The sequence below is a fragment of the Phaeocystidibacter luteus genome (genome assembly GCF_008933115.1).
GTDB classification, from domain to species: Bacteria; Bacteroidota; Bacteroidia; order Flavobacteriales; family Schleiferiaceae; genus Phaeocystidibacter; species Phaeocystidibacter luteus.
Genome location: NZ_WBVO01000001.1, coordinates 54,777 through 69,238, shown reverse-complemented (window position 1 = coordinate 69,238; position 14,462 = coordinate 54,777). Strand labels below are relative to the sequence as shown.

The 14,462-nt window shown below is 47.6% G+C and carries 7 protein-coding genes; 2 read left to right on the top strand and 5 right to left on the bottom strand.

The window, feature by feature from the left end:
• The 5 genes from pbpC to dinB all read right to left on the bottom strand — a co-directional run bounded on the left by pbpC (position 1) and on the right by dinB (position 12,682).
• Complete coding sequence (gene pbpC / locus F8C67_RS00235; RefSeq protein ID WP_151665772.1) at positions 1–2,316, bottom strand: penicillin-binding protein 1C; 2,316 nt, start codon at positions 2,314–2,316, stop codon at positions 1–3.
• A complete protein-coding gene (locus F8C67_RS00230; RefSeq protein WP_151665771.1) occupies positions 2,292–7,775 on the bottom strand; it encodes an alpha-2-macroglobulin family protein in 5,484 nt (1,827 codons plus the stop codon). The genes pbpC and F8C67_RS00230 overlap by 25 nt, the downstream gene beginning before the upstream one ends.
• 68 nt (positions 7,776–7,843) lie before the next feature.
• Positions 7,844–9,841, bottom strand: a complete 1,998-nt coding sequence (locus tag F8C67_RS00225; RefSeq protein ID WP_170266298.1) for an amino acid ABC transporter substrate-binding protein — start codon at positions 9,839–9,841, stop codon at positions 7,844–7,846.
• A 2-nt stretch (positions 9,842–9,843) separates the two neighbouring features.
• The gene (gene guaA / locus F8C67_RS00220; RefSeq protein WP_151665769.1) at positions 9,844–11,376 is read right to left on the bottom strand and encodes a glutamine-hydrolyzing GMP synthase; all 1,533 of its coding nucleotides are present in this window, start codon (positions 11,374–11,376) and stop codon (positions 9,844–9,846) included.
• A 232-nt stretch (positions 11,377–11,608) separates the two neighbouring features.
• The gene (dinB, locus tag F8C67_RS00215) at positions 11,609–12,682 is read right to left on the bottom strand and encodes a DNA polymerase IV (RefSeq protein ID WP_151665768.1); all 1,074 of its coding nucleotides are present in this window, start codon (positions 12,680–12,682) and stop codon (positions 11,609–11,611) included.
• 55 nt (positions 12,683–12,737) lie between these two features.
• Between dinB and F8C67_RS00210 the strand changes: the two genes are divergently transcribed.
• Positions 12,738–14,015: an MFS transporter gene (locus F8C67_RS00210; RefSeq protein ID WP_151665767.1), complete on the top strand. Its 1,278-nt coding sequence runs from the start codon at positions 12,738–12,740 to the stop codon at positions 14,013–14,015.
• Positions 14,016–14,066: 51 nt separating this feature from the next.
• The gene (locus F8C67_RS00205) at positions 14,067–14,429 is read left to right on the top strand and encodes a hypothetical protein (RefSeq protein ID WP_151665766.1); all 363 of its coding nucleotides are present in this window, start codon (positions 14,067–14,069) and stop codon (positions 14,427–14,429) included.
• Positions 14,430–14,462 lie beyond the last annotated feature (33 nt).

Here is a 14,462-nt window from a genome sequence, read left to right as displayed (position 1 = left end):
TCAATCTAACACGGTCACTTTTACGGTGGCCGTGTTTCCGTTTTCATCGGTGATTGTCAGCTCGTGACTCCCCGGTGTAAGCTCAGCCTTTATTCGATGTTCCGAGGAAGTTTCTGCAAGATATACCCCGTCTACTGACCAATAAATTGTAGTTCCAGGGGTTCGATGCCCAGCTTCGAGTATTACCGCACCCACATCACCGTCAAAGTCTCGAGTTCGACGAACCACCTCTCCGCTAGATTCGGGGTAAATCCATTCTAGGGTTTCTTCTTGAACGACGTTACACTCTGGTGCCCAATTGGGAATTGGGGTGTAATCTTGACCGGAATGGACGGCATACCACGCCATTCCAGGCGGTAGAATCATCCAGCTGGTATCAATATAAGAATTAGAGCAAGCGGGATTCACGCGTAGGCCGAGTTCGTTGAGGTAGATATTCTCACAATACGGACAAGGTTTTACGCCCATCGAACCCGTATAAGTTTTCACCTGATTGGCACAATTCGCCTGTGCCTTGTATCCACTCTCGGAGCATATCCAGACTTCCTTGATTTCGTCTAATGGTTCTTCGGGAAACTCTCCCGCTGGTAATTCCGACATAATCCGAAAAAACATCGGTGCCGAGGTTTCCACACCGATCACGCCGGGCCTTCCTTCAGAAGTTGCATTGCCGGTCCAAGCTACCACTATCCACTTTCCATCGGTGCCCACGGCCCATGCATCTCGAAATCCATAGCTTGTTCCTGTCTTCCAGGCAATACGTCGGCCTTGAGCCTCGCCAAATCGTCGCCATGCCGCGGGGCGCGCCACGCCTTCCATCATCTGAAGCGTTTTATAAACGGACTCTGGGTCGGCCTGAAAGTTGAATTCGGAGGCGATCTCTTCATTCCACACATTGCTTTCGGTTCTATTCTGATAGAAATAGTGCATCCATCGTCGATATGACTCCGCTATTTGAACGGGCCGTACTTCTGCACCTCCAAGGATCAACGACAGACCATAGTGATCGGCAGAGTACACAAGATCTGTCATACCCATACTGTACAAGCGCTCTTTAAAGTAGGGCACTCCTACTTCGCGTAGCATCCTCACCGCAGGGATATTCATTGAGGTTTGTAAGGCGGTTGAAACCTTCACTGCGCCTCTGAAGCGGTTGTCAAAATTCTTCGGAGTAAAATCACCAATACGGGTCGGGATATCTGCCAACAACGCGTACGGTGTAATAAGTCCTAATTGCATGGCTTCACTGTACAACAGCGGTTTCAATATGCTTCCTGTACTCCTTGGATGCACAAGCATATCGACTTCATGGGATTCAGATTCATCTGAAGTTGTGTTGCCTACGTAACATACGACCTGTCCGGTTTCAACATCCATGACCAATGCAGCGGCATTATCCACCTTATTTTGCCTCCACGCTCGCGCCTGACGGTCTACAATCTCCTGAACACTCACCTGCCAATCGTAAACGATGGCGGTCTTCACGCGGGTTCCCGGCCGCTCTCTTCGTTGTCTTTCTGTGAGGTGATGCGCATGGTCCGGAAGCGCATAAGGCACATCAGGAAGAGGCTCTCTCAGTGAAAGATGGCAAGTAGTTGAGTCGATGTGTTCGAGTTCTACTAATCGCCACAGCAGTCTATTTCGCTTCGCTAGGTAGGCATCCCTGTTTCGATCAGGTCGAATCTCTGAAGGATCATTGGGAAGAACAGCTAGCGCGGCAGATTCAGCCCATGTGAGCATGTACGCGGGACGATGATAATAGCGCCAACTCGCAGCGTCAAGTCCAACCACGTTACCTCCAAATGGAGCGTGCGAAGCGTACATCGAAAGAATCTCATCTTTGCTGTATTCTGCCTCGAGCCGGGTCGCGCGTAGCATCTCAGTAATTTTCTCCCAATACGTACGCGAAGGGTTTCCTCTACTCAATCGAATGACTTGCATAGAGATGGTTGAGGCTCCGGAAATCACTTTTCCTGAACTGGCGTTCTGATAAATGGCTCGCACAAGGGCGAAAGGGTCCACTCCAGGGTGGTATCTGAAGTTCTCATCCTCAAAGGCGATTATGCATTTGGCAAATTTCTCCGGTATGCTGTCTGGTGGTGGAAATCGCCATTGTCCGTCGAACGCTATTCGTGCACCGAGCAGCTTTCCCTCTACTGACTCGGTGACCGTGGCATACGGTGTATCAAAGAGCGTTTTGGGAATGGAGAAATACCACCAAATAGTTAGCAGTATTCCTCCTCCAAAGATGTACGGTCGGGCGGCGCGGTAAAATCGGCCCCAGCCCTTTTTTATTCGTTCACGACCTCTACCCACCTTCCGGCATTACTCGCCTTAACGGCGTCGTTATACATTGCTTCCAACGTCGTTGGTGGTAAGTACCACTTACCTGGGTATGTAGCGGTTAGATCTACTGTGATTGTAACCGTACTGTTGTAAGAACGGTACATAGAGAAATAGCTCAACACTCTATCGTCACGGATGTCTTGATAATCGAGATTGTTTCCACCTGTGCCCGAGGTGACCATCATTCTCTGATTTGAAATCTCCCAACCACTTGGGAATATCTGGGTTAGGGCTAGGTTGTCGTAATCCCTCGATGAATACTGTCTATTGAGCACAACGACAGCACGGATAGGTGTTCCAATCTTCAATTTGCTCACGTCTAGCGGAGCATTTGTATTCGGATCGATGTAACTGATGGTCATATCAACCCTATCGCTGTAAGGAACCTCTTCTCCGTAATGTGGAACACCGCTCCGCAGAATTCGGGTATAGATTGGGGCATCTCGAAGATTCGTCACTTTGATATTCTGAACGGTTTCGAAATCCTCAATTGGAATTCGAACCACAGCGTTATCTGTGTTCACTTGGTTCAACTCACCATTTATAGTCACGTCTACTTCAAGCTTTGACGAGCTCTCTTTGTAGATCTGCCCTAATGAGAATAGACTGTAGGCGATTGACTGAGTGCTCTGGTATCCTTCATTTAGCTTCTCCGCCAGCTCACGTGAAAGTCGCAGTGCCTCTGAACGGTTACCAATGGCATTCATAGTTTCAAGCTGCATGGCCAAATCACGTGTAGAGCTACCATAGCAGTAGTAATAGTAATTGGCGTCTGGTCTCGACCATTCCTTGGCGAGAATCTCTTTGGCAATGTCGGGTTCGTTTACAAGTGCGAACGCAGCGGCAAGACGGAGTGCGGCTTGACGCGAAACGGTACTCTTGTTGCGAAGACGGTTCATAGCGCCTATTTCTGGCTTGCCGGCAAGGGCAAGAACATACAGTCGGTAGGCTTGATTGAAGTCGTTGTTGTAGGTGTAGTACGACGATGAATTCCATGACTTCGCTTGCTGGCTGGCAAAGCGCAGATATCCATCCTTCATACCTGCAGGTAGATTGTAGCCAACTTTTTCGGCAGCGATAATGAAGTGCCCAGCGTAGGTACTTCCCCAAGGATCGGCACCATTGGAGCTCGGCCAATAGCGGAAACCGCCCGATGGCATCTGCATCCTGCGAAGTTTGGCAATTCCCTCTCGGATAAACCGTTCCGCATCGCCTTTCTGGTCTGTTGTAAGTTCTACCCAATCCGCCAAATACAACTGGGCGAAACACTTCGAAGTCGTTTGCTCCAAACAACCGTGTGGATATCCAATCAGGTAATTCAATCGGTCACCAAGATTGACAGACGGTAGCGAGCTTATTTCAACGACCAAGGAGTTACTTTCCCCCACTCCAAAAGGTGCGGCGGCATGTTCGACCGTTTCATTTTTATCCACATCAATTATGAACTCTTGCGTTTGCATTTGAAGCGGACTGCGCACCGAAATTTCAATCTCATCCGTACTTCTTTCGCGTCCAGAAGTTGCTACCATTGTCACCTTGGCTAGCCCTAGAGCCTCTGGTACATCCGCCTCAAAGTAGATTGTTTTCTGTCCAGTTTCCGTAAACCTCACACGTTGCGTACCATCTGTAAGTCTCAAGTTACCTGTAGTATTGAGCTTAACTTCAACATCTCGGATGTTGTTTTCCATCGCAAACACAGTTACTGGAATGCTCACGTGCTCACCAGGCCCGAGCACTCTTGGTAGTGTGAGTTGCGCCATTAGTGGTTGAACTACACGAATGTTGTCGAATGATTGTCCATAGGCTTCTTCATCACTTCCTGCAACAACCATTACACGGAGCCTTCCGATGTAGTTTGGTAGGGTCACCGTGTGTTTTGCGGTTTGTCGGGCATTCAGCTTAAACGGTCCAAGGTGAATAACCACAGGCTTGAATCGATCGGCATTCTGCTCGTTTTCAGGATTCAACGCAGCATCACCACCTACGGCCAACATGCGCGCAATCTTTCCACTAAAGGAATTCATCACCAAATCGTACATATCCCATGTACGCACACCCAAAGAGCGCTTAGCGTAGAAATACTTCCATGGATCAGGAGTTTGGAAACCTGTTAGGCCAAGCAAACCTTCGTCAACAAGCGCAATAGTGTATTCCATTTCCTTTCCGTCCTTTTCTGAAACGGTAACATCAAAAGTACTTTCAGGTCGAACCTTTTCAGGTGCTTCTATAACCGGCGTAAGATGCGTTGCGGGATCTTCGACCATAATTGGAACGATTCCATAAAGTCGAATGGGCAGGTCGTTAGCCGTTTGGTCATGTGGCTGAATAACCATGGCGTGTGCGAAGACGTTTGGAGCCATCTCCTCGGTAATCTTCAACTCGTAGACGGTCATTCCATCCTTGGTTTGGACGAACTTATCCATGAGTTGATGTGTGCCGTCTTCAATACTCAATACAAGGCGACCTCCGGCAGAAGATGGAACGGAAATCTTCGCTACATCCCCAACGTTGTACTTCTCCTTGTCAGTCTGAACATTCAGAATTGAAACGGACTCTCCACCGCCTCTTCCGGAGCGATCACGACCGTAGCCCCAATCGATATAGGCTAGACTTGTGGTTCGGTGGCCTGAATTCAAATCTTCAACCTCAACGAGCATTCGGCCCCAATAGTTATCGGCTATCTCGAAGGTCATTTGCCCTTTACCACCTTCAACTTCAATTGTTTGAGATTGAATGAGCTCCTTCGAATCGCTGTTGAGATAGGTTGAACGACCTCTGCGAGCACTCCACCACCACGACCAATGAACGCGTGAAATTGTCACTCGAACTCGTCCATCTGTGAGTTCGCCTTTCGGAGTAAGCGTTCGAATTTGCAATGTGTGTTTCTTCTCTGTTTCAAGGTACCCGTAGTCATTTGTCTCTGGCATTTTCACACCGACGAATGAGGTGAAAGGTGCTACTTGAACGCTGGTGCTGTTGATACTGAATCGACCACCTGGTTCGAATACGCGTGTTCCGATGTTCAAACGAAGCATTCCCGGTGCATACCGCAGGTTGCCCAGCTGTGGCAGTACGCGTGCATTCCCCTCCTGATCCAGGCTTCCATCAAAGAACTGATGATTGCTCAGGTTGGGAACGTCTCGGGTTTGATCAAAGAAGGTATAGCCTTCAAACTCACTGAAGGCACCATAGTCTCTCGTCAGTCGTCCCTCCATTGTGACCTTAGCACCAGATGCTTTAGCTCCCGTAAGCCATTCCGCATGAACGTCTAGATAGGATTGGGTTCCAGCCACAACCACCTCGTCTGTCGCCTCGACTTCAATATCATAACGGTTGGGCAGTATCGTCTCAATGGACAAATACTTGGTAAAAGACTTCCCTCCTACGGTTAACTGAGCTCGATACGAACCGGTAAGTGCCTCGCGGCTTGTGACAAATGGAAAGTCAAAGATGGTATTCGTTCCTCTTCTAGCTGTTGTTCTGTAAATCTGTTTCCCTTCCGGATTAAACACGGTTAGAGTGAGCGGATGATTCTCTGGAAGTGGATTCGCTTTGTCATTTAGAATGGCATTGAGGAAAACTGTATCGCCTGGACGCCATACGCCTCTTTCGCCATACATAAAGGCTTGAATTCCGTCTGAAACATCGACACCCGATACATCAAAGTTTGAAACGGACAGTGCGCGTGATGTTTCTAAAGTGAGATACGCTCTTTGACCACCCTTACGAGCTTCGGCACGGAAAGGCACTCCGTCCATATTGATTCGGGCGACTCCATCTCCATTTGTGGTTGCTTTTGCAATTTCTAACCCTTGGTAGTTGAAGAACACAACTTCGGCTCCGCTGATTCCGGTGGCATTCGTTAACGAAGTAACATACGCCTCGTAATCACCGTCATTTCCCTTCACGATTAAGCCTAGGTCTGTCGCCAATACATTCTTGCGAATGATTCGGCTGGAATTGTAGTATGAAACGTGGCAAGGATTATCGCGTTCGCGGTAGTCGTAACCTTGAACGTAGTAGTAATCATTGTAATGGGCGTAGAATTGATCAGGGTTTGGTTCATACCCGCCATCGTCGGACGTCGACATCGCATTTGTTTCATCCTCTGAGCACGGATAAAGGCTGTACGACTTTCTGAAGCTCAGTTCAATTCGATAGATAGCCCCTGGATCGCGTTGAATCATCTTATCCAAATCGATTGCGAAGCTTGTCCATTCTGAATAATTGATACCCTCACCCGTGAGGTCTACTCGCTGTTGATGAATAGGTCGGGCAACACGGCGAAGTTCGTTACTTCCATCTAGGCTATTCACTTGAAGGAACTGATGTACGTTCGAAGTATAGATTTTATACACTCGAACATCTACCGCCTTAAGTCCAACGGCTTGAAAAGGAATGCTCACCTTACCGGTCATAGGAACGATGTTCCCGTCATCTACGAACTTAATTTCCGGCTTTCGTGCTTCGAACTGTACAGTGGTAGTGAAGTCTTTGGGAAACGAATACCCCATCGCATTCTTCACACCTTCACGAATGATGAGCGGCACTTCACCATTCAATCTTGATGAAGGATAAAGTGTAGCGACAGAACCTTCAATGTTCACGCTGGTTACATCCTGTCCATTTAGTGTGAATAATCCTTGCGTAGCTTGACCTGTCTTTAGCGGGTCCGAGAAGGAAACGCGGACTAGTTGTTGCGGACTTTGCTCAACGGACACATTGATGACCGTGAATTCTGCAAGTCCAGGGATCCGCATCGTTTCGAGGATCTCTCCTTTGAAGTCAGCTTCAACTTCATAACCTTCCTCTCTTCGCTCCACGGAGTCAATGGTAAATGTGAATCGGTTCGTTTGATTTGTTGTTTCCCATTTTGCTGTTAGACCATCTAATCCAGAAAACGTGATGCTTTCAGACAGCTCATCGATATTCGAAACATCTGCAGATTGCACCACACCTTCCAACTTGTTGAGTTTGGTGTTGGTGTTAGACATGCTATTGAGCTGGTAGCTTAGTACGCTGAAATCTTGCTCAATTACTTGGATTAGAAATTCAAAAGTTTGCAATGCGGAAGGAACTTCCATGAGTGCACCTAAATGGAACTTTCCTGCATAACTCTCGCCAGATTGAAGTGGCTCAGCCGGTGTAAAAACGATGGTGCTAGCGTCGGCCCAAATCAGGGTACCTTCAATTTCAGGTTCGAACTCAATAAGTTCGGCTTCGATTGCTGTTCCCGGCTCAACACCTGGATTGAAATCCTGCATGAGGTGAAACTGAACACTTGAACTGGAAGAGACCACGCCAGCGGTGTGCGCTGCGATGTAATCGCTAAAACCTGGGTCGTTTTCCGGAATTTCCGGGGTTGAATCACAAGAGATTAGGACGAAGAGAGATAGTAGGATTGAGAGAATCCGGAGAGAATGACGCATGATGAAATTGAGATAATGTTGGACCCATTTAAGTTAATGCGAATCAACCGATTATCTTGTATTCAGGCTCAATAAATTCTCGTCCAGCGGAAATTTTCTAAGTGCAAGAGGAATACGCCGGAATTCACCATCACACTCTCGTCGTTCTGAGTGAATCTATGAATCTTCATGATACCTTGATTCCCACCCCATAGGTCGGTTTCATAGGTCTTATTCAACGTAAACAAAGGCAAGAAGTACATTCCAACATCATACCCGTGATAAGCAAAGCGAGGAGGCTCGGTGCCCATATCTTCACGGTACCTTGCGATGAACGAGTTGGTGTTTGGTGATGAATAGTCGACATATTCCACATCAGAAATGTAAAGATCGACCTTATTCAGCTTCTCAATCTCAATGGTTTTATTGCCGAGCAACCTACTGGTACACAAAACAGTAGCGCTTGAATCATTCAAAGACGCGATGCTGTTTATGAAGCTTGTGAGCAGCACTGGGTCGCTATCTAGAATGACGAACACATCTCTTCTACCGGCGGCCATTTTGTTGCGCACCATAGAGCGAGAGAACAGATCTTCTCCCATTTCTAGGGTTGATAACGTACGAGTTTCTGAGGCCTCAAGGTACTGCATGAAGTGTTGGATGTTCACCTTTTCGGCATCATTGATTCGGCGTACGAAAATGATGTTTGCATCCTTGGCGCTGTCGTTCACCCACTTTGCAAGAGCTAAGTGCTCTTCGCGCATCGGTGTTACAGCTTGTACTAGTTTAGGGGTGTTTGAATTGTTGATGGTTCTAGAAAGCGGCGATACAATCCACGTATCTTCGAGCTCTCTAGCCAAGGTTTCTGCATTTTGAGAATAGAGAGGTCCAATCACTACATCCGGCTTATTCTCTCTAATTTCTCTTGCAATCTCCCTCACTCGAACCTGATCATTGCGCGTGTCGTAGATGTCAATTTCGACATCCAAACCGTACCCTAGAAGTGTATCAATGGCCAACTTCAATCCGGAATAGAAATCGAACGCGAATCTTGAGCGGCTGTAGACTTGAGGCAGCGCCTCGCCCATGTTGTAGCGCATGGCTAGGCTGTCGTTTTCCTCGAGATAAAGCGGCAGTGCTACTGCAATGTGAATCTTTTGTCCCGATAAAAGCTGCATTCCATCAAGCCCCTCCAAACTCTCCAGAAGAGGTGATGAAGCCGTGTCAGCTTTTGGTCGTGGCACGATGATATTTCTATTTGGCTGAACCGTTCCTCCAACCAGCTCGGGATTCAAACGTGTAAGTTCATCAAACGTCACGTTATACTTCTCCATCAGATCGGTAAGATCTTCGTCTCTACCTGTCCGCACCACCATGTACTTCGACACTGGCTCGTCCTCTTCCTCCTCAACTTCTGTGGAGTCGTTCGGAGTAGTATCGACAATCGCCACCTGTTCTATTCCCAATAATGAATCGCGCTTGGTATAAAGTCGACTTACGGCATTGTCTGGAATCCAAACCATGGTGCCTGCCTTCAGGCCTTCTTCAAGCAGGTTTGGATTTGCTTCATAAAGCTCTGCCGCTGGCCAATGTATTGATTTGGTGAGGCTGTAAACGGTCTCCCCTCTTCTCACATTGTGCTGAATGAAGCCCTCTTTTACGGCGGGAACATCCCCGACCGTTTCATCCAGTGTGCCTTTCGGCAGCTTCAATTTCTGATTTACCTTGAGGCCTTCAGACAGTTCAGGATTTAGCTCGAGAAGTCTCTCGTACGTGATTCCCCATTCGCGTGTAAGGGAATAGATTGTTTCTCCGGCTTGAACGGTGTGATAATCGAAACGTGTGGTATCAATGGTGGGAAGAGAAGGTCTGGTTCTAGATACGTCAGACGCAGGAATGACAAGATCTTGTCCTTCCTTCAAACCTTCGGAAAGAAATGGATTCGACTCTATCAATCTTTCGATCGTCACCCCATAGGTTCGAGAGATGCTGTACAGCGTTTCTCCCTTCTCCACATGGTGGGTACGTTCTTGAGCATTGATAACTCCCCCGATAAAAATCAGGAGAAGCAGAATCCATTTACGCATGTTTATTCCCATTCAATCGTTGCAGGTGGCTTAGAGCTGATGTCATAAACCACACGGTTAACTCCTCTTACGCGGTTGATGATCTTGTTGCTGATTTCCGCGAGGAAAGTGTAAGGTAAATGTACCCAATCTGCCGTCATTCCGTCAGTGCTTTCCACAGCTCTTAACGCAACAACCTGTTCATAAGTACGCTCATCGCCCATTACACCTACCGATTGCACAGGTAATAAGATTGCTCCTGCCTGCCAAACATCGTCATACAGACCATGCTCCTTGAGTCCTTCGATAAAGATATGGTCAACTTCCTGGAGGATTTCAACCTTCTCTTGGGTGATATCACCTAAAATACGAATGGCTAGGCCTGGTCCTGGGAAAGGATGTCTGCCCAACAATTCATCAGCAATGCCCAATTCTTTACCCACTCTTCTTACTTCATCTTTGAAGAGTGTATTCATTGGCTCAACAATCTTCAATTTCATGAAGTCAGGCAAACCGCCCACATTGTGGTGGCTTTTGATAGTCGCTGAAGGACCATTCACGCTCACACTCTCGATCACATCTGGATAGATAGTGCCTTGTGCAAGCCAATTTACATCCTTGATGCGCATAGCCTCGTGATCGAATACTTCGATAAACACACGGCCGATGATTTTTCTCTTTTCTTCAGGGTCTTTCTTGCCAGCGAGCTGATCTAGGAATCGATCAGAGGCGTCGACACCCGTTACATTGAGGCCCATTCCTTCATATTGCTTGAGAACGTTTTCGAATTCGTTCTTTCGAAGGAGACCGTTATTCACGAAGATGCAGTGAAGATTGTCGCCGATGGCTTCAGAAAGTAGAACTGCAGTAACGGTACTATCTACACCTCCCGACAAGCCGAGGACAACTTGATCGTCTCCAATCTTGGCTTTCAATTGGGATACAGTATCCTCAATGAAGGATGCGGGTGTCCAATCTGCGGAAGCACCTGCGATGTCAACCACAAAATTGCTTAGGATCGTCTTACCGTCGGTGCTGTGATACACCTCTGGGTGGAACTGAATCCCGTAGGTAGTTTCGCCTTCGATACGGTAACCTGCCACGCGCACATCTTTGGTTGATGCTTCCACGTGATAATTCTCAGGAAGATCCATGATGGTATCACCGTGGCTCATCCAGACTTGCGACCCTTTGAAAACGCCTTTAAAAAGATCGGAACCTTCTTCAATAAAGCTCAAATTGGCGCGCCCGTACTCCCTGTGCTTCGATTTCTCAACTTTACCACCGAAGTTGAGAGCTAGGTACTGTGCACCGTAGCAAACCCCTAGAAGTGGTAGTTTTCCTTTGATTTCTGTCAAATCTGGATGAGGAGCATTGTGATCTAGGGTAGAATGTGGACTACCGCTGAGGATTACCCCTTTGATTTCCGGAGTGAGCTCTGGAATCTTGTTGTAGGGATGGATTTCACAATAAACGTTGAGTTCGCGCACTCGGCGAGCAATAAGCTGTGTGTATTGCGAGCCGAAATCTAGAATGAGAATCGTATCGGGTGTCATGCTGCAAAAGTAGTGTAAATGGGGGAACGGAGAAACGCGAACAGCAATGGAATATCAACAGGATATTGATTTGGTTTGGATAGACGAAAAATGGGAAGCGACGCAAACGCTTACAAACGTTTGTATCCGTTTAAAAACGGCTAATCTGAATCCGCGGGCGTATCTTGTCCCATGGGTGGTGGGGGAAATAAAACCCATTGTATAAGCCTCAAAAATCGCATCAGAATCGCTCCTAAAACCGCAACGTCAACTGCTCACTCACCTCCTTCTCTCCCAAGTTGCCAAGTGTAATTCCTAACAGTCGAACGCTGTACGATGGCATATTTGCCTGCAACAACTGTTGCGCAATCTCCATGATTTCGTGAATGTCATCTATCGGCTCCGAAACAGATTGACTCCTTGTTATCGTTTCGAAATCAGCCGATTTGATCTTAAGCGTGATCGTTCGTCCCTTGATTTTAGCCTTGGAAATTCTGTACTCCAATCGTTCACCGAGTTTCCAAAGTGCCGACATCATCGATTCCGGGCCATCCAAATCCGTCGAGAATGTTTCCTCCACTCCTACACTCTTTCTCTGCCTATCACTTTGGACCTCACTGTGTTGTATTCCCCTTGCAATCTGATAGTAATGCCTACCTGCCTTACCAAATCTCGAAAGCAAAAGAGGAAGCTCCACTAAGCGTAAATCGGCTCCAGTGCGTACACCCAAACGATGGAACTTCTCCGCAGTCTTTGCACCAACCCCAAAAAATCGCTCGATCGGCAATGTGGCTAAAAATGCGTCCACCTCCTCCGGCGGGATGGTCTTTTGTCCATTCGGCTTATTCACATCCGAGGCTACCTTTGCCAAGAATTTGTTTATGCTGATTCCTGCACTTGCTCTCAAATTCGTCGTGTCCCAAATTCGCTCCCTGATTTCCTTGGCAATGAGCGTCGCAGAAGGCAAGCCCTTATGGTTCGTCGTCACATCCAAATACGCTTCATCTAAACTCAAAGGCTCAACCTTATCAGTATACTCAAAGAAGATATCCCTGATTTGATGACTCACCTCGCGATACTTTTCAAAATGAGGTTTGACGAATATCAGGTCCGGACACCTTCGCGCAGCTATGGCACTAGGCATTGCGGACCTCACTCCATATTTCCTAGCTTCGTAACTCGCCGCGGCAACCACGCCTCGTTCGGCAGACCCACCCACTGCAACCGGCAAACCCCGTAAATCGGGATTATCGCGCTGCTCAACGCTCGCGTAGAACGCATCCATGTCCACATGAATGATTTTCCGAATGGGCCTTTCCTCTTCCACAGGACTAAGGTAACACCGCTTTTTGTACCTTCAACAGACATCAACCTACACCGCTATGTCGGCCCAACAACGCGCCCTACTCCCCATCCTCTTCATCGGTTTCATCACCTCCTTCAGCATGAGCACCATTCTACCCTTCCTCATTTATGTTGTGGAGGATTTTCGAGGATCTGAATTCGTATGGGGAGATATTGGGGTCGTTTTCGGAATCCTGGGAGCTACCTACGCCCTGTTCGAAATGATTGGCGCCCCACTTCTCGGTGCCTGGAGCGATAAAATCGGACGAAAAAAGGTCCTCATCATCAGTCATACCGGCTCCTTCATCAGTTGGGGCATCTTTGCATTAGCCTTCTTTGTAAACCCTGAAACCAACACCGTACTCGGACTTTCGCTTCCGCTATTCGTCATATTCTGTGCCCGAGTTTTAGATGGAATCACCGGAGGTAACATTGCCGTGGCCAATTCCTACCTTTCAGATATAACACCAGATGACAAGACATCCGACAGCTTCGGACAAATGGCCGCAGCAGGAGGATTGGGCTTCATTATCGGCCCCGCACTCTCAGGTTTCTTGGGCGAGACTTCCCTTGGCTATCTCCTTCCCGTGTTAGTAGCCATGGGTATATCGGGTATCGGACTCATCTTTTTGTTCTTTATGAAAGATGCAGAATCAGTTCGTAAAGACCTCAACCTTTCCCTAGAGGATTGCCACGGTTACGTGGAGGAACAAAAGTCGACGAAAACCACCTTCACCGAAGCACTCAAAATCAAGTACATTCCTCTATTGCTCCTGCTCTATTTCTTGGTGTATCTCGCGTTTAACTTCTTCTATACTGCATTCCCAGTCCATGCCGAGGGCGGCCTAGAGTGGTCAGTTTCACAAGTCGGTGTGTACTTCGCCACCTTGTCATCATTAATGTTCGTCATTCAACTCTTCGTCCTTCCACGCGTTAGCAAGAGAGTCAAACCGGTGACGCTTATCGTCGGCGGCCTTCTGATTCTTTCTCTTTACTTCTACCTCGCACTGTCCGAGAATACTGCCATACTCTACCTCGGACTTGTTTTCTTCGCGTTGGGAAATGGCACAATGTGGCCTTCTTTTCTCGGATTCATGAGCAAGGTTGCTGGTCCGAAACGACAAGGAACAATACAAGGCTATGGCTCAAGCGCAGGAGCATTTGCCAGTGTAGTGGGCTTACTACTGGGCGGAATACTGTACGACACCATTGGCGTCTACACCTTTCTCTTTACGGCAATCGGACTTGGCGTTGTAGCACTCATCTCGCTTTACCTCAAAAACGCTCCTCAAAACAGTATTTCTAAGGAATCTTAGTGGATTTTGATGACCTTTGTCGCTTAGATAATTGAATGCAAACAAACTTCAATGTCACTACTTCGCACTACACTGCTAAGCGCTGTCCTTCTCTCTGCTATTTCTTGTAATCTCGACGGATTCCCAAACAAAGAAGATCTTGTTGGAACTTGGGTCGAAGCTGAACCATATTCTGACGTCTTAACGTTTCGTGGCAACGGCTCGCTTATTCGCACTATTGATGGGGTTACAGATACAATTATCTACCGCACCGATGGCGATCGAGGAGTTGTAATCTTCACCGACCCATCCAATGCCGGCTTTGGAGAACTCGAGTATCCAGTCCTCATGTTGTCTGAGCAAAAACACATGCTACTCGAGGGGTATAGGTCAACATCTAGCCAATCCGCAGACGGAGAATTTTTCCGCAGATAAAAATTAGTTGCTGGGATTGTCTAAATTTAGTTC

Coding starts and splice junctions, on each gene's coding strand:
- F8C67_RS00210 (WP_151665767.1), top strand. CDS start 12,738: ATGTCGGCCCAACAACGCGCCCTACTCCCCATCCTCTTCATCGGTTTC.
- F8C67_RS00205 (WP_151665766.1), top strand. CDS start 14,067: ATGTCACTACTTCGCACTACACTGCTAAGCGCTGTCCTTCTCTCTGCT.
- F8C67_RS00225 (WP_170266298.1), bottom strand. CDS start 9,841: ATGCGTAAATGGATTCTGCTTCTCCTGATTTTTATCGGGGGAGTTATC.
- guaA (WP_151665769.1), bottom strand. CDS start 11,376: ATGACACCCGATACGATTCTCATTCTAGATTTCGGCTCGCAATACACA.
- F8C67_RS00230 (WP_151665771.1), bottom strand. CDS start 7,775: ATGCGTCATTCTCTCCGGATTCTCTCAATCCTACTATCTCTCTTCGTC.